The sequence below is a fragment of the Pseudomonas fragariae (ex Marin et al. 2024) genome (assembly GCF_059621105.1).
Genome location: NZ_CM184369.1, coordinates 254,774 through 270,977 on the forward strand (window position 1 = coordinate 254,774; position 16,204 = coordinate 270,977).

General features: G+C 61.0%; 13 protein-coding genes. 6 read left to right on the forward strand and 7 right to left on the reverse strand.

What is annotated here, in order from left to right; all coding sequences use genetic code 11:
- Positions 1–98: 98 nt before the first annotated feature.
- From AC54XV_RS01195 to gcvH, 3 genes are all read left to right on the forward strand, one after another.
- The gene (locus AC54XV_RS01195) at positions 99–1,715 is read left to right on the forward strand and encodes an ABC transporter permease (protein ID WP_046236121.1); all 1,617 of its coding nucleotides are present in this window, start codon (positions 99–101) and stop codon (positions 1,713–1,715) included.
- 153 nt (positions 1,716–1,868) lie between these two features.
- A complete protein-coding gene (gene gcvT, locus AC54XV_RS01200; protein WP_003403927.1) occupies positions 1,869–2,951 on the forward strand; it encodes a glycine cleavage system aminomethyltransferase GcvT in 1,083 nt (360 codons plus the stop codon).
- A gap of 43 nt (positions 2,952–2,994) precedes the next feature.
- The gene (gene gcvH / locus AC54XV_RS01205) at positions 2,995–3,381 is read left to right on the forward strand and encodes a glycine cleavage system protein GcvH (RefSeq protein WP_011266273.1); all 387 of its coding nucleotides are present in this window, start codon (positions 2,995–2,997) and stop codon (positions 3,379–3,381) included.
- Between the two features lie 69 nt (positions 3,382–3,450).
- Here the strand turns inward: gcvH and AC54XV_RS01210 are convergent, their stop codons facing one another.
- The 3 genes from AC54XV_RS01210 to AC54XV_RS01220 form a co-directional block, all read right to left on the reverse strand.
- A complete protein-coding gene (locus AC54XV_RS01210; protein ID WP_002551535.1) occupies positions 3,451–3,771 on the reverse strand; it encodes a DUF2388 domain-containing protein in 321 nt (106 codons plus the stop codon).
- Positions 3,772–3,912: 141 nt separating this feature from the next.
- Positions 3,913–5,697: a type IV pilus assembly ATPase TfpB gene (gene tfpB, locus AC54XV_RS01215; RefSeq protein ID WP_058398437.1), complete on the reverse strand. Its 1,785-nt coding sequence runs from the start codon at positions 5,695–5,697 to the stop codon at positions 3,913–3,915.
- A gap of 110 nt (positions 5,698–5,807) precedes the next feature.
- The gene (locus AC54XV_RS01220) at positions 5,808–6,155 is read right to left on the reverse strand and encodes an ACT-like domain-containing protein (RefSeq protein ID WP_003403920.1); all 348 of its coding nucleotides are present in this window, start codon (positions 6,153–6,155) and stop codon (positions 5,808–5,810) included.
- A 125-nt stretch (positions 6,156–6,280) separates the two neighbouring features.
- Here AC54XV_RS01220 and AC54XV_RS01225 point away from each other — a divergent pair, with 125 nt between their 5' ends.
- The gene (locus AC54XV_RS01225) at positions 6,281–6,751 is read left to right on the forward strand and encodes an Lrp/AsnC family transcriptional regulator (protein WP_003305413.1); all 471 of its coding nucleotides are present in this window, start codon (positions 6,281–6,283) and stop codon (positions 6,749–6,751) included.
- Positions 6,752–7,064: 313 nt separating this feature from the next.
- On the opposite strand, the gene AC54XV_RS01230 is transcribed toward AC54XV_RS01225, so the two are convergent.
- Complete coding sequence (locus AC54XV_RS01230) at positions 7,065–8,432, reverse strand: CYTH domain-containing protein (protein WP_024638973.1); 1,368 nt, start codon at positions 8,430–8,432, stop codon at positions 7,065–7,067.
- A 163-nt stretch (positions 8,433–8,595) separates the two neighbouring features.
- On the opposite strand from AC54XV_RS01230, the gene argE reads away from it, so the two are divergent.
- The gene (gene argE / locus AC54XV_RS01235; RefSeq protein ID WP_003403914.1) at positions 8,596–9,744 is read left to right on the forward strand and encodes an acetylornithine deacetylase; all 1,149 of its coding nucleotides are present in this window, start codon (positions 8,596–8,598) and stop codon (positions 9,742–9,744) included.
- 144 nt (positions 9,745–9,888) lie between these two features.
- Positions 9,889–11,187 (forward strand): amino-acid N-acetyltransferase, encoded by a 1,299-nt coding sequence (argA, locus tag AC54XV_RS01240; protein ID WP_003403912.1) that lies wholly within the window; start codon positions 9,889–9,891, stop codon positions 11,185–11,187.
- 314 nt (positions 11,188–11,501) lie between these two features.
- Here the strand turns inward: argA and gshA are convergent, their stop codons facing one another.
- The 3 genes from gshA to AC54XV_RS01255 form a co-directional block, all read right to left on the reverse strand.
- Positions 11,502–13,094 carry a glutamate--cysteine ligase gene (gshA, locus tag AC54XV_RS01245; RefSeq protein ID WP_496717682.1) on the reverse strand — a complete coding sequence of 531 codons (1,593 nt, stop codon included), beginning with the start codon at positions 13,092–13,094 and terminating at the stop codon, positions 11,502–11,504.
- A 241-nt stretch (positions 13,095–13,335) separates the two neighbouring features.
- On the reverse strand, positions 13,336–13,719 hold the full coding sequence (locus AC54XV_RS01250) for a PaaI family thioesterase (protein ID WP_003403909.1): 384 nt from the start codon (positions 13,717–13,719) through the stop codon (positions 13,336–13,338).
- Positions 13,719–16,037 (reverse strand): Tex family protein, encoded by a 2,319-nt coding sequence (locus tag AC54XV_RS01255; protein ID WP_349345836.1) that lies wholly within the window; start codon positions 16,035–16,037, stop codon positions 13,719–13,721. Before AC54XV_RS01255 ends, AC54XV_RS01250 begins: the two co-directional genes overlap by 1 nt.
- Positions 16,038–16,204 lie beyond the last annotated feature (167 nt).

The window sequence follows — 16,204 nt, forward strand, 5'->3', positions numbered from 1 at the left end:
CGGACAAGTCCGCTCCTACGGCTTTCAGCCAGAATCAGAAGCAGACCTGTGCGCACGCTCTGCTTACCCTCTTGAACCCCCTCATTTCGAGAACCTCCGTGGCCCATCCTGCCCAACGCCGCTGGTACCCCCTGGTTTTCGCCATCGCTGCACTGGTCGTGCTGCCGCTGAGCGTTCTGCTGCTGTCGTGGGAGACGGTTGACCAGCAGATATGGTCGCACCTGCTCGAAACCCAGATGGCGCGTCTGCTGGGCAATACGCTGATCCTGGTGCTGGGTGTCGGCGTGGGCGTGACCCTGCTGGGGGTGAGCCTGGCGTGGCTGACCAGCCTGTGTGAATTCCCCGGCCGCCGCTGGCTGGACTGGGCGCTGATGCTGCCTTTCGCGATCCCCGCCTATGTACTGGCGTTCGTGTTCGTCGGGCTGCTGGATTTTTCCGGCCCGGTGCAGACCCTGATGCGCGAATGGTTCGGCTCCGGTCTGCGCCTGCCCCGGGTGCGCTCCACCGGTGGGGTGATCATCGTCCTGGTGCTGGTTTTCTATCCCTACGTCTACCTGTTGGCGCGCACGGCGTTTCTGGCGCAGGGCAAGGGCCTGATGGAAGCTGCGCGAGTGCTGGGTAACACGCCTCTGCAGGCGTTCTGGCGCGTGGCGCTGCCAATGGCGCGTCCGGCCATCGGCGCGGGGGTGGCGCTGGCGCTGATGGAGACCCTGGCCGATTTTGGTGCCGTGTCGGTGTTCAACTTCGACACGTTCACCACTGCCATCTACAAGACCTGGTACGGCTTCTTCAGCCTGTCCAGCGCCGCGCAACTGGCCAGCCTGTTGCTGTTGGCCGTGTTGGTGCTGCTGTACGGTGAACGCCGCGCCCGGGGGGCAAGTCGACCGGCCAACGAGCGTCCGCGTGGCGCTGCGCTTTACCGGTTACGCGGCATCAAGGCATGGGCCGCGAGCTTCTGGTGTGGGCTGGTGTTTCTCTGTGCCTTCGTGGTGCCGATGCTGCAATTGATCGTCTGGGTCTGGCAGCGTGGTCGCTTCGATCTGGATGAGCGCTACACCGGTCTGATTCTGCACACACTCTATCTGGGTGGCATGGCGGCGTTGATCACTGTCAGCGTGGCGCTGATTCTGGCGTTTGCCCGACGTATGGCGCCCACGCCCGCGATCCGCTCCGGCGTCAGTCTCGCCAACCTCGGCTACGCATTGCCAGGCTCGGTACTGGCCGTTTCAATCATGCTGGCGTTCAGTTACCTGGACCGCGAACTGGTCATTCCGCTGTCCGGCTGGCTGGGCGGCGCAGGCAAGCCCTTGCTGCTGGGCAGCCTCTCGGCCTTGCTTCTGGCGTATCTGGTGCGTTTCATCGCCGTCGCCTTCGGTCCGCTGGAGCACAGCCTGTCGCGGATCCGCCCGTCATTGCCTGAAGCGGCGCGCAGTCTGGGGGTCAGCGGGCCAAAGTTGTTTCTCAACGTGTATCTGCCGTTGCTGGTGCCAGGGGCGCTGAGCGCGGCGCTGCTGGTGTTCGTCGATGTGCTCAAGGAAATGCCGGCAACCCTGCTTATGCGCCCGTTTGGCTGGGATACGCTGGCGGTTCGCATCTTCGAAATGACCAGCGAGGGCGAGTGGGCGCGGGCTGCGTTGCCAGCTTTGTCGCTGGTGCTTGTAGGATTATTACCCGTCATTGGGCTGATTCGTCGCTCTGCCCGTCAGATTGGTTAGGTGCGGGGGCCTCACCTTGCGGCTACAATGCGCCGCAATTGGTGCGGTCTGTCAGATAATTCGGTCAGCTGTTACGTGCTGCAAACTCCGGTTCATGGGGGGCTTGCCGATCTCGTCTGCCCGCACCTTCGCCACGCCCGGAAGGAGAAACCCATGGGACAGCGTACCCCCCTGTTCGACCTGCACCTCGCCCTTGGCGCGAAAATGGTCGATTTTGGTGGCTGGGACATGCCGTTGCATTACGGATCGCAGGTCGAGGAACACCATCAGGTGCGTCGCGACTGTGGGGTCTTCGATGTCTCTCACATGAACGTGATCGATGTGCTCGGCCCTCAGGCCCGAGTCTGGCTGCGTCGTCTGCTGGCCAATGATGTAGACAAGCTCAAAACCCCCGGTCGTGCCTTGTACAGCGCCATGCTGGACGAGAGCGGCGGGGTGATCGATGACATGATCGTCTACCTCACGCCTGAAGGTTATCGGCTGGTCGTCAACGCGGCGACCGGCGTCAAGGATCTTGCCTGGATGCAGGCGCAACTGGGTGACTTCGACGTGCAACTGGTCGAGCGCAGTGAAATGGCCATGCTCGCCATTCAAGGCCCCAAGGCCAGAGCCCGTATTGCCGAGCTGGTTTCAAGCGCACGCGCCGAACTGATTCACCAGCTCAAGCCGTTCGAAGGGCTCGATGATGGCGACTGGTTTATCGCGCGTACCGGCTACACCGGTGAGGACGGCCTGGAGATCATGCTGCCTGCCGAAGAGGCCCAAAGCTTTTTCAATGAATTGGTTGGCGCGGGTATTTCCCCGATCGGCCTGGGCGCTCGCGACACGCTGCGCCTTGAGGCCGGTATGAACCTGTATGGCCAGGACATCGGCGAGCATGTCTCGCCCTTGGCCTCGAATATGGCCTGGAGCATCGCCTGGGAGCCTGCCGACCGTGATTTTATCGGTCGCAAGGCGCTGGAGAGCGAACGGGCTGAAGGAACTGCCTTCAAGCTCGTCGGATTGGTGCTCGAAGAGCGCGGTGTCTTGCGGGCGCATCAGGTGGTACGTGTTGCAGAAATTGGCGAAGGAGAGATCACCAGTGGTAGTTTCTCTCCTACGTTGAGCAAATCCATTGCACTGGCTCGCGTTCCGATGGCGACCGCTGACCGGGCCGAGGTGGAAATCCGCGGCAAATGGTACCCGGTGCGGGTGGTGCAGCCTGCGTTCGTGCGCCATGGCAAAACCTTGATCTAACCTATGGCGGGTTTTCCGCTGACCCGATGTTGAGGATGACTAAATGAGCAATATTCCCGCCGAGCTGCGTTTCGCCGAAAGTCATGAATGGGCACGTCTGGAGTCAGACGGTACCGTGACCGTCGGCATCTCGGACCATGCACAGGAAGCACTGGGCGATGTGGTCTTCGTCGAACTGCCGGAAATCGGCACAGCGTTCGCTGCCGGTGACACCGCCGGTGTTGTCGAGTCGGTCAAGGCCGCTTCGGATATCTACTCGCCGGTTGCGGGCGAGGTGATCGAAGTCAACACAGCGTTGGGCGATGCCCCCGAGTCGCTCAACAGTGATTCGTACGGTGCCTGGATCTTCAAGCTCAAGCCAAGCGACGCCAGCGGTGATCTGGCCAAGCTGCTGGATGCAGCCGGGTACAAGAGCGCTATCGGCGAATAACCGATTACCGCTCACAAAAATGCCGCTCATGGAGCGGCATTTTTTATGCGCGAAGCTAACCGGCAAGACTTACTGGTTTTCAGCGACCAGATTCTTATCCAGGATCGCATTGGCCAGTTCCATGTCGGTGGCTTTCAGGCCTGGATTGTCTTTGCGCACCTGCTCGATGGCTGCTTCCAGGAATGGACCGCGGATGCCACCGTCGCTGGCGACGAAGCTGCCTGCGTCGTCCTGGGCGGCGACGATCAGTTTGTGATCCTTGAAGGTCAGGTAAGTCGAGCCGGTGGTTGCACCGGAAGACAGCACATTACGCCAGAAGGTGTCAGCCATCGCTGAACCCATTGGGATGGAAAGCAAGGCTACGGTGGCGACAGCGAACTTGAGACGCATGATGAATTACTCCAGCTGTGGTTGTTCTGAGGGGTTGGATAGCCAAAGCCACGAACTAGTTCAATCAAGGTGTACCGCATAGTTCACTTTAGCTGGCTCGGCATGCCGCCAAGCCTCCAGAAACAACGCTTTCAACCCTGATCAGCGTTGTTCGCTCTGCGGTGTCACTCGCAGCACTTCCTCGAGTGTAGTCAGGCCTGCCGAGACTTTCTGCGCGCCGGACAGACGCAGGCTGCGCGTTCCTTCCTTGAAGGCCTGACGACGCATGGCGGTCAGGTCCAGGTCCGCCGAGATCAATGCCTTGATGTTGTCGGACATGACCATGATCTCGTAGACACCTGCCCGGCCCCGATAGCCGGTATCGCGACACTCCACGCAGCCGACCGCCTGATGCGCGCCAGGCGGCACCGGTGCCTGCCAGGGGCGCGTCAGGGTTTGCCAGTCGGTCTCGTTGAGGTTGATGGGCGCCTTGCAGTGTGGGCACAGGGTGCGCACCAGACGCTGGGCCATGACGCCGAGGATGGTCGCCTTGAGCAGGTAATGCGGTACACCCAGTTCGAGCATCCGGCTGATGGCGCTGGGCGCATCGTTGGTGTGTAGCGTCGACAGCACCAGGTGGCCGGTGAGTGCCGCCTGAATCGCCATTTCAGCGGTCTCCAGGTCACGAATCTCGCCGATCATGATGATATCCGGGTCCTGGCGCATCAGCGCGCGCACGCCGGCGGCAAAGCTCAGGTCGATGTTGTGTTGAACCTGCATCTGGTTGAAGGCCGGTTCGACCATCTCGATGGGATCTTCGATGGTGCACAGGTTGACCTCGGAGGTCGCCAGCTTCTTGAGGGTGGTGTAAAGCGTGGTGGTTTTGCCCGAACCGGTCGGGCCGGTGACCAGAATAATGCCGTTGGGCTGGCGGGTCATTTCCTGCCAGCGCCGCAGGTCGTCACTGGAAAGGCCCAGTTGATCGAAGTCCTTGAGCAACACCTCGGGGTCGAAGATCCGCATGACCATTTTTTCGCCGAACGCGGTCGGCAGGGTCGACAGGCGCAACTCCACTTCACGATTCTCAGGTGTGGTGGTCTTGACCCGCCCGTCCTGTGGTTTGCGTTTTTCGGCGACGTTCATCCGCCCCAGGCTTTTCAGGCGGCTGACAATCGCCATGATCACCTGCGCCGGAAACTGGTAAACGTTGTGCAGCACCCCGTCGATGCGAAAGCGCACGGTGCCCTGCTCGCGGCGCGGCTCGATGTGAATATCACTGGCGCGTTGCTGGAAGGCGTACTGGAACAGCCAGTCGACGATATTGACGATGTGCGCGTCGTTGGCGTCAGGCTCCTGATCGCTGGCACCGAGCTTGAGCAACTGTTCGAAGTTGCCCATGTTGCTCATTTTTTGCTCGGAGGCGCTGGCGCCGCTGACCGACTTGGCCAGCCTGAAAAACTCCATCGCCATGCGCTGGATGTCTGCCGGGTTGGCGACCACACGTTTGATCTGCAGTTTGAGCACATGCGCCAGGTCGGCTTCCCATGAGCGCACATACGGCTGCGCGCTGGCGATGGTCACCGATTCGCGATCGACCGCCACGGCGAGAATCTTGTGGCGCTGGGCAAAGGCGTAGGACATCAATGGCGTAACCGCCGCGACGTTGATCTTCAGCGGGTCGATACGCATGTAAGGCTGGCCACAGGCTTTGGCCAGCCAGGCGGTCAGGGTTTCCACGTCCAGCTTCTTGCCCGGCCGCTTGAGATCGTCAAACTGCAGCGAAGCGAGAAACTCGAGGGGGTGCAGCTGAATGTTCACCGCACTGCGACGTTGGGTGAGTGCCGTTTCCGCGTCGTCCTGGCCGAGATAGCCTTCGGCAACCAGATCACGCAACACATCATTCAGATCGAGCCAGCGATCCTGTGAAGAGGGGGCCAGGGCTGCCATGTGCGCTCCTTGAGGCAATTCGTCATTGGACGATGAACAAGAGTAGACGCCAAGCGTGACAGCGTTATGGGTTCTATGCGACCGGGAATTGCCGGAGCAGGCGAATTGATTCAGCCCGTCGCCAGGGCGGCACGGGATTGCGCGGTGTTCCGGGCGTCGACCTGCTCGACTTCCACTGAGCAGACGTCGATCAGGTTGCGCATTTTTTCGCCAATCACCTGTGCTCGATGCCAGCTCAATCTGGAAACCTGAAGGTCGATGAGCAGCAGGCTCTCTTGTTGCACAGCACTCAATTGGTCGGGAATCAGGTACTGCATGGCAAACAGGTTCAACACCTGACAGAGCAAGGCAGGCTCGGCTTCGGCGCAGACACGGTAGCGTGCGCAGCACTGCGCATTGCTGGACGACCAGCTATCTGGACGCTGCGAAGGGAGGGTGACGGCTTCGAGATTGGGCATGCTGATACTCCACAAGGATGCTGGAAATCTTTGCATGCGTGAAAAGAAATTTCTGGTCCATCATTGGGTGGATTAGTCTTTATAAGACTTGTTAATGCGCTGCAGGCTATTTCGGAAAATTAATTATGCAAATCGAGCTGGACAGTTACGATCGCAGGATTCTGGCGCTGCTGCAGGAAGATGCTTCGCTTTCCAGTGCGCAGATTGCCGAGCAGGTCGGTCTGTCGCAATCACCCTGCTGGCGCCGCATACAGCGGCTCAAGGATGAAGGGGTGATTCGCCGTCAGGTGGCGTTGCTGGACCGCAAGAAAATCGGTCTGAACACGCAGATATTCGCCGAGGTGAAACTCAACGCCCACGGGCGCTCCAACTTCACCGAGTTCACCGACGCGATTCGTGGCTTCCCGGAGGTGCTGGAGTGCTATGTGCTGATGGGATCGGTGGATTTTCTGCTGCGCATCGTGACCCCGGATATCGAGGCGTACGAGCGGTTCTTTTTCGAAAAACTGTCGCTGGTACCCGGTATTCAGGAAGTGAACTCGACAGTGGCCCTCTCCGAGATCAAATCCACGACCAGCCTGCCGCTGTTGCGCTGACGGGGCTGGTGCCCGGAGTTGCGCCCGCCTCGGTTGTGCCTCGTGCACCGAGGTGGCTGGTTTTGCTGCCGGTTCCCGGCAGTTCGCGGACAAGTCCGCTCCTACAAAAAACGGGAGATCATGTACAAGCGCAGCGTCGCCCGGTCTGCTCCCACGCCCTTCGGGCAGAATCAAAAGCGGACTTGCGTATGACGCTGAATGATCTGGCCTGCAGCAGTGCTTCTGCCCGGAGGGCGTAGGAGCGGACTTGTCCGCGATGGGCTGCGAAGCGGCCCTAAAACGTTTCAGGCTTCTACGGCCTTCTGATCCAGCCTTACAAGCGCAGCAGGGTTTTCCAGGCACGGCTCTGGAAGACGGTGATTGCCTGTTGCACGCGGGCATCGAGGACTTCGTCGCTGATGTCCAGGTGCGCCAGTTCTTCCAGCTTGCGCAGTTCGCCGTACAGACGGTCCAGCTCCGGCAGGTCCAGCGCGCCGCGTGCCCAGTGCAGCCAGGACTGGATGCGCTCGATGCGCGGCAGTTGCTCGGCCAGGTCTTCCGGCTGCTGCTGATAACGGCTCAGTTGCAGGGACGTGGCTTCTTCGCCCAGCAGGCGTGGCAGCCAGCTGCTCAACAGCGCGGCGCCCTGACGATTGCCGCGGGTGTTGCGTTCGGTGGTCCAGTTGCGGGCCAGCAACCAGCGTGAGGTATTCAGCGAGAACTCGCCCCAGCGCGTGTCCTGCAATTCTTCGAGGAATTGCTCGTGGGCGGCACCGCGTACATCGGCATCGTCCTGCCCGGCCTGAACCAGCGGTCGCCAGTCTTCCAGCAAGGCGTCGAGCGCAGTACGCAGTTGTGCGGTCGAAGTGCGTGGCGCGGCCTGACCGAGGCTGCTGGTCAGAGCACGCAGTTCGGCGAGCATCTCGACCCAGTCCTGCAGCAGGCGCCAGTGGCCGTTGAAACGGTATTGCTCGGCCAGACGCTGGCTGCTGCCCAACAGATGCCAGGCCAGCGCGGAATAAGCGTCGTCCAGCGGCGTTTCAGCATTCAGGGCGGGCGCGTGCAGGCTCAGCGAGTAGCTGCTGGCATCGAGCAGACGGTAGCCGCGCTCGGCCTTGCTGATATCGCACGGCATCAGCGGCAGCGTTGCAGCCAGCTCGGCGGCGAGTTCCAGCAGCGCGGCAGGCTCGCCTTCACGCAGCTCGAGTTCCAGCTCGCAGATTTCTTCCTTCTGCTTGCCCGCAACCACCTGGCCCAGGTCCAGTGCGGCTTCGATCACCACTTTGGCCTTGCCACGGCCCCAGGCAATCTCGGCTTTCTCACGCACGAAATCGGTGGTGAACAGCGGTTTGATGGTTTTCTTGTCCAGATCGGCCAGTTGCTCAGGCCAGCAATCGCCTTCGAGCTTCTTCAGGTCCAGCTTGGCCTTGCTCAGGTCCCAGTTGTACTCATTGCGCTCGGACAGGCCGGCCACGCTTTGCCCGCGAGTTTTCATGGTCTGGATGATCTGATCGCCGTCGCGGCGGATGCGCAGGGCGACTTTGGCCTGCGCCAGCTCACCTTCGGGGGTATCGAAATACTGGTTCGACAGTTCCAGGCGCTCCCAGCCACTCTTGTTGCGCTTCTTGAGCAACGGGTGTTCACGCAGTGCAGCGAGGGTCTCGCGGCTGACGCGGAGTTTGATTTCTGTTTCTTTTTGCATGGCCGGGGGAATCCAAACGCTGATACGGATAAACGGGAGCGCAGCCCATGATTGAACGGCTGCCGAGGCCGTCAGTGTACAGGACATGGCCCGAAACGGTTTATTCCTGGGTTGTTATGGCCCTATGATGGGCCGTGTTCCGTCTCGATTACAGGAAGCGTCCATGCCGTTGCCGTCCATGAAAGACCAGTTCGCCGCGCTGATCGCCGTACCCTCGGTGAGCTGCACTCAGCCTTCCCTGGACCAGAGCAACCGCCCCGTCATCGATCTGCTGGCCGGATGGCTCGGCGATCTGGGGTTTGCCTGCGACATCCAGCAAGTTTCCCCCGGCAAGTTCAATCTGCTGGCGACCTACGGTACAGGCCCGGGCGGCCTGGTACTGGCGGGGCACAGCGATACCGTGCCGTTCGACGAGGCACTGTGGAAAACCGACCCCTTGAAGCTGACCGAGGTGGATGGCCGCTGGGTCGGGCTGGGCAGTTGTGACATGAAGGGCTTCTTTGCGCTGGTCATCGAAGCGGTGCGTGGCCTTCTTGACCAGCCGTTCAAGCAGCCGCTGCTGATCCTCGCCACCTGCGACGAGGAAAGCTCGATGGCCGGTGCCCGCGCGCTGGCCGACGCCGGACGCCCGCTGGGTCGTGCGGCAGTGATTGGCGAGCCGACCGGGCTCAAGCCGATCCGCCTGCATAAGGGCGTGATGATGGAGCGCATCGATATTCTCGGGCGCAGCGGTCATTCCTCCGACCCGAGCCTCGGGCACAGCGCACTCGAAGCCATGCACGACGCCATCAGCGAACTCAAGGGCCTGCGCACGCAGTGGCAGGCGAAGTACCGCAACCCGCAATTCACGGTGCCGCAGCCGACGCTGAACCTGGGCTGTATTCATGGCGGCGACAACCCGAACCGGATTTGTGGCCAGTGCTCGCTGGAGTTCGACCTGCGTCCGCTGCCGGGCATGGACCCGGAGATGCTGCGCTCGGCGATTCGGCAGAAGCTGCAGCCGCTGGCCGAGCTGCACCAGGTACAGATCGACTACGCACCGCTGTTCCCCGAATGTGCGCCGTTCGAGCAGATCGCTGACGCTGAACTTGTGCGTGTCGCTGAACGTCTGACCGGTCATACCGCTGCCGCAGTAGCATTCGGCACCGAAGCGCCTTATCTTCAGCGCCTCGGCTGCGAGACACTGGTGCTCGGCCCGGGCGACATCGCCTGTGCGCATCAGCCGGGGGAATACCTCGAAATGTCACGTCTTGACCCTACAGTGCGTCTGTTACGTCAACTGATCGAACATTACTGCCTGACGCCCCAGTGAGTCAGGCATACCCCGTGTTTGTTAATCAAAGCATCTTGAGTAAAAGGAGACTGCGCGTGCTGCCAAGCCTGTTCCGACGATAACCACCACACCGTTGTGCGTGCTTCTTTTCTTCGTCCATTTTTTCTACAGGCTCTTGTTGTCATGCCCGAATACGTCAACTGGCTTCGCCACGCGTCTCCGTACATCAATGCTCACCGCGATTGCACCTTCGTCGTCATGCTGCCCGGCGACGGCGTTGCGCACCCCAATTTCGGCAATATCGTCCACGATCTGGTGCTGCTGCACAGCCTGGGCGTGCGTCTGGTGCTGGTTCACGGTTCCCGTCCGCAGATCGAGAGCCGCCTGGCCCAGCGCGGGATTACGCCGCGTTACCACCGCGACCTGCGGATCACCGATACCGAAACGCTGGAATGCGTGATCGATGCCGTGGGTCAGTTGCGTATTTCGATCGAGGCGCGTCTGTCGATGGACATGGCCGCCTCGCCCATGCAGGGCTCGCGCTTGCGAGTGACCAGCGGCAATGTCGTCACCGCACGGCCTATCGGCGTGCTTGAGGGGGTCGATTATCAGCACACCGGCGAAGTGCGCCGCGTCGACCGCAAGGGCATCAATCGCCTGCTGGACGAGCGCCATATCGTGCTGCTGTCGCCACTGGGTTATTCGCCGACCGGCGAGATTTTCAACCTGGCCTGTGAAGACGTCGCCACCCGCGCGGCCATCGATCTGGCTGCTGACAAACTGCTGCTGTTCGGCGCCGAAACCGGCTTGCTGGACGAGCAGGGCCGGTTGGTGCGCGAACTGCGTCCGCAACAGGTGCCCGCGCACCTGCAGCGTCTGGGTGCCAACTATCAGGCGGAATTGCTGGACGCTGCGGCCGAGGCCTGCCGTGGCGGTGTGGCGCGCAGCCATATCGTCAGTTATGCCGAGAACGGCGCGCTGCTCACCGAGCTGTTTACCCGTGACGGCGGCGGCACGCTGGTCGCGCAGGAGCAGTTCGAGCTGGTGCGTGAAGCGGCGATCGAGGATGTCGGCGGTTTGATGGACCTGATCACGCCGCTGGAAGAGCAGGGCATTCTGGTACGTCGTTCCCGCGAAGTGCTGGAACGCGAGATCACCCAGTTCAGCGTGGTCGAGCGGGAAGGGCTGATCATCGCCTGCGCTGCCCTGTATCCAATTGCCGATTCGGAGTCGGGCGAGCTGGCGTGTCTGGCGGTCAATCCGGAATACCGGCACGGTGGCCGTGGCGATGAACTGCTGGAGCGCATTGAAAACCGCGCTCGTGCCTTGGGCATCAAGACCCTGTTCGTCCTCACCACCCGCACCGCACACTGGTTCCGCGAACGCGGTTTCGAACCCAGCAGCGTCGACCGCCTGCCAAGCGCCCGCGCCTCGCTGTACAACTACCAGCGTAATTCGAAGATCTTCGAAAAGGCGATATAAGCCTGGTGGCGGACTATATTTTGTGGGAGTGAGCTTGCTCACGAAGAGGCTGGAACAAGCCCCCAGAAAGGGGCGTTTGAACCGTCCCTTTCGTGAGCAAGCTCACCCACGCCCTTCGGGCAGAAGCGCTGAGCATTGGGCACGATAGTTGAGATGATCGTTCCTCACGCTCCAGCGTGGGAATGCAGTTCTCGACGCTCTGCGTCGTCAAGAGGACGCGGAGCGCCCAGAAAGGCATGCGACGCAGAGCGCCGCACGATAGTCGCGCCTGCACCGGCACCTTCGTGAGCAATCTCCCCACAGTAATTGCACGATCAGTTACTGATCGACAGAATGCTCGCCTGATACGACCCGACAAACGTGTCGAAATCCACCACTTCCTCGGTCGCTTCCAGCTCGGCCTGTTCCTCAATCGAGGTTTTGGCCTGGGCTTCGAAGTCTGCCTGTTTCTCAGCGCTCAGCGGGTGAGTGCGGAAGTATTCGGCGTGGACCTGGCTCTGGCGCAGGGAGAACGCGGTAAAGCCCTCGTTATGCGCTTCCATGCTGGCCAGCACCTGAGCAGACGGTGTGAGCGCGGTATCGTCGATCTTGGCCTGTTGCACGGCAATCGACTTGAGGTGCTCGTCGGTGCCCTGCGCCTGATCGAGCAAGCGGGCAATCGGTGTGATCTTCTCCATCAGCTCGGTTGCCCAGGTCTTGAGATCGACAGGGCGGTTGTCACGCATCAGGCTCAGGCCCGGGCGACGCCCTTCCTTGACCACTGACAGGAAGTTCGAGCTTGCGTTGGAGCACTCGTGGCTGGCCAGTTGCTGGCTTTCCTCGAGGGCGCAATACAGCACGAACGCATCGATGAAGCGCGACTGCTCCAGGCTGATGCCGGTCGGCAGGAACGGGTTGATGTCCAGGCAGCGCACTTCGACGTACTGCACACCACGGGCCACCAGCGCCTGAATGGGGCGTTCGCCGCTATAGGTCACACGCTTGGGGCGAATATTGGAGTAGTACTCGTTCTCGATCTGCAGCACGTTGGTGTTGAGCTGCACCCACTCGCCGTTCTGGTCATGAGTGCCTACCTCGACGTAAGGCTTGTAAGGCGTGGCCACGGCCTTGCGCAGGCTGTCGGTGTAGCTGACCAGATCGTTGTAGCAAGGGGTCAGGTCGGCCTGGGCGTCACTCTGATAGCCCAGGTCGCTCATGCGCAGACTGGTGGCATACGGCAGATACAGGGTATCGGCGTCGAAGTGTTGCTCCAGCTGATGCTTGCGGCCGCGCAGGAAACCCGCGTCGAGTGCCGGTGAAGCACCGAACAGGTACATCAACAGCCAGCTGTAGCGGCGGAAGTTACGAATCAGCGCGATGTAGGAATGCGACTGGTAGTCGCGCGCATCGCCTGCAAAGTCTTCGGTCTGCTTGAGCAGCGCCCAGGCGTCTTCCGGCAACGAGAAGTTGTAGTGAATGCCGGCAATGCACTGCATGGTCTTGCCATAACGCAGCGCCAGACCCTTGCGATAGACGTACTTGAGCTTGCCGATGTTCGACGTGCCGTAATACGCGATCGGGATGTGCTCTTCGTCGGGCAACGGGCAGGGCATCGACGGGCTCCACAGCAGCTCGTCGCCCAGCTTGCTGTAAACGAAGCGATGGATACGGTCCAGGTTGTCGATGGTCTCAGCCGGGTTCTTCAGCGCAGGCGTGATGAACTCCAGCAGCGATTCGGAATAATCGGTCGTGACCTGGCCATTGGTCAGTGCGGCACCCAGAGCTTGTGGATGAGGCGTGCAGGCCAGGTCTGCCGTTGCAGTAACGCGCAGACACTCACGCTCTATACCGTGCAGGCATTGCTCCAGCAAAGAGAGGTTGTTGCGCTCGCCGAGCAAGGCAAGACGGCGGTTCAAAAATTCGCTCAAGGTGTAATCCTTCACGCATCGGTCGCCCCGATATGGGGGTGGACTTGACGGTCTACAAGGGTGAAGAAAGGAACTGGCGTAGTCGCCTGGTTGGTCTGTAACGCCCGTTCACAATCACTGCTCTTTGTCGTACTACCCAAATGGACTCGGCACCACGCTAATGGTGCCGAAATTAACCCAAATGATGTCGATACGGCTAGGTTCAGTTTGCAGTGATTGTGTTCATCGCCTCTTTTCGGGTCTAGATGACCGCAAATGTGCCTTGGGCTTTGGCAACGAGCTTGTCGCCCTGAACGACTTCGGCCTCGACCACCAGCGTGCGGCGACCCGCGTGCAGCACCCTGGCGATGCACAGGACTTCGCCTTCGGAGACGCCACGCACGTAGTTGATCTTGCACTCGATGGTCACGCTGCGCTGGTCGAAACCGTGAACGCTGGAACAGGCCAGGCCCATGGCGATATCGACCAGGCTGAAGATTGCACCGCCGTGCATCACGTTGCCGCGATTGCGCAGGTGCGCCTCCAGCGGCAACGCAACTTCGGCAACGCCCTCGTCCAGACGCCGCAGCTCACAGCCGAGCATCTTGAAGTAAGCGCTGTGGGTCAGATCTTCAGGAATGTCCATCAGCGCTTCTTCAGTTGCTTGGCATTGGCGAACAGCGATGCCATGGCATTGTTGGCGGGCGCTGGTGCAGTGGTTTCCTTGCGCGGAGCGTTGTTCTGGCGAGGCGATGAGCCTGGACGGGCACCGCGCGCGCCATCGATTTTCTCGCCGGGGGTGTCGCTCATGCGCATCGACAGGCCGACGCGTTTGCGTGGGATATCGACTTCCATGACCTTCACTTTCACCACATCACCGGCCTTGACCGCTTCACGCGGGTCCTTGATGAATTTCTCGGACAATGCCGAGATGTGCACCAGCCCGTCCTGATGCACGCCGATATCGACGAACGCACCGAAGTTGGTGACGTTGGTGACCACGCCCTCGAGGATCATCCCCAGTTGCAGGTCCTTGAGGTCTTCGACCCCGTCCTGGAACTCTGCCGTCTTGAACTCCGGACGCGGATCGCGGCCCGGTTTCTCGAGTTCCTGAAGGATGTCGGTCACGGTCGGCAGACCAAAGGTCTCGTCGGTGAATTTCTTCGGGTCCAGACGCTTGAGGAAGGCGGCGTCGCCGATCAGCGAGCGAATATCGCGATCGGTTTCAGCCGCAATGCGCTGCACCAGCGGGTAGGCTTCCGGGTGAACGGCGGAAGCGTCCAGCGGGTTGTCACCGGTCATGACGCGCAGGAAGCCGGCGGCCTGTTCAAAGGTCTTTTCGCCCAGGCGGCTGACTTTCTTCAGCGCGGCGCGGGTCTTGAAGGCGCCGTTTTCATCACGATGCGCAACGATGTTCTGCGCCAGCGTGGTGTTGAGGCCGGAAATGCGTGCCAGCAGCGCCACGGAGGCGGTGTTCACGTCCACGCCCACGGCGTTCACACAGTCTTCCACCACCGCGTCCAGGCCGCGCGCCAGCTTGAGTTGCGAAACGTCGTGCTGGTACTGGCCGACCCCGATGGATTTCGGATCGATTTTCACCAGTTCGGCGAGCGGGTCCTGCAAGCGACGGGCAATGGACACCGCGCCACGGATCGACACGTCGAGGTCCGGGAATTCCTTGGCGGCCAGTTCCGACGCCGAGTACACCGAAGCGCCTGCTTCGGAGACCATGACCTTGGTCATTTTCAGGCCTGGGTATTTTTTGATCAGGTCGGCAGCCAGCTTGTCGGTTTCGCGGCTGGCGGTGCCGTTGCCGATGGCAATCAGGTCGACCGAATGCTTGGCGCACAGTGCGGCGAGTACGGCAATGGTCTGGTCCCACTGGTTTTTCGGAACGTGCGGATAGACGGTGGCGTAGTCGAGCAGCTTGCCGGTTGCGTCGACCACGGCGACCTTGCAGCCGGTACGCAGACCAGGGTCGAGCCCCAGCGTGGCGCGCTGACCGGCCGGGGCGGCGAGCAGCAGGTCGTGCAGGTTGTGGGCGAAGACATTGATCGCTTCGGTTTCCGCGCCTTCACGCAGCTCACCCAGCAGATCGGTTTCCAGGTGGCTGTACAGCTTGACCTTCCAGGTCCAGCGCACCACTTCGGCCAGCCATTTGTCTGCCGGACGGTTCTGGTTCTGGATACCGAAGCGCTCACCGATCATCAGCTCGCACGGGTGCATGGCGCCCGGCAATTCTTCACCGACTTTCAGCGCCGAGCTCAGGAAGCCTTCGTTGCGACCGCGAAAAATCGCCAGCGCACGGTGCGACGGCATGCTCTTGAGCGGTTCGTCGTGTTCGAAGTAGTCGCGGAACTTGGCGCCTTCCTCTTCCTTGCCCGGCACCACGCGTGCGCTGATCACCGCTTCCTGCTTGAGGAAGCTGCGCAGCTTGTCCAGCAGCGAGGCATCTTCGGCAAAGCGCTCCATCAGAATGTACTTGGCGCCTTCCAGCGCAGCCTTTATATCAGCCACGCCTTTATCCGCGTCGACGAAGCGGGCTGCTTCTGCTTCAGGAGCCAGACTCGGGTCATTGAACAGGCCGTCGGCCAGTTCGCCCAACCCGGCTTCAAGAGCGATCTGGCCCTTGGTACGGCGTTTCTGCTTATAAGGCAGGTACAAGTCTTCGAGGCGGGTCTTGGTGTCGGCCAGCTTGATGTCGCGCGCCAGTTCCGGGGTCAGCTTGCCTTGCTCTTCGATGCTGGCAAGAATGCTGACGCGCCGCTCGTCCAGTTCACGCAGATAACGCAGGCGCTCTTCCAGATGGCGCAGTTGCGTGTCATCAAGACTGCCGGTCACTTCCTTGCGGTAGCGGGAAATGAAGGGCACGGTCGAGCCTTCATCCAGTAGTGCTACGGCCGCTGCGACCTGTTGTGGGCGTACGCCGAGTTCTTCGGCGATGCGGCTGTTGATGCTGTCCATAAAACCACCTGGAGTTGTGAGCAAAAAACTGGGCTATGTACGAATTGCCTTGCCTGGGTATCGTGCGCCAGCATTTATTTTCAGGGCTGGCGAACCGCCATGAGTCCGGCGTTGCCTGACTTCGAGGGCGGCGCATTATACCCAGCGAAGCCGGATTAGGGGATCGG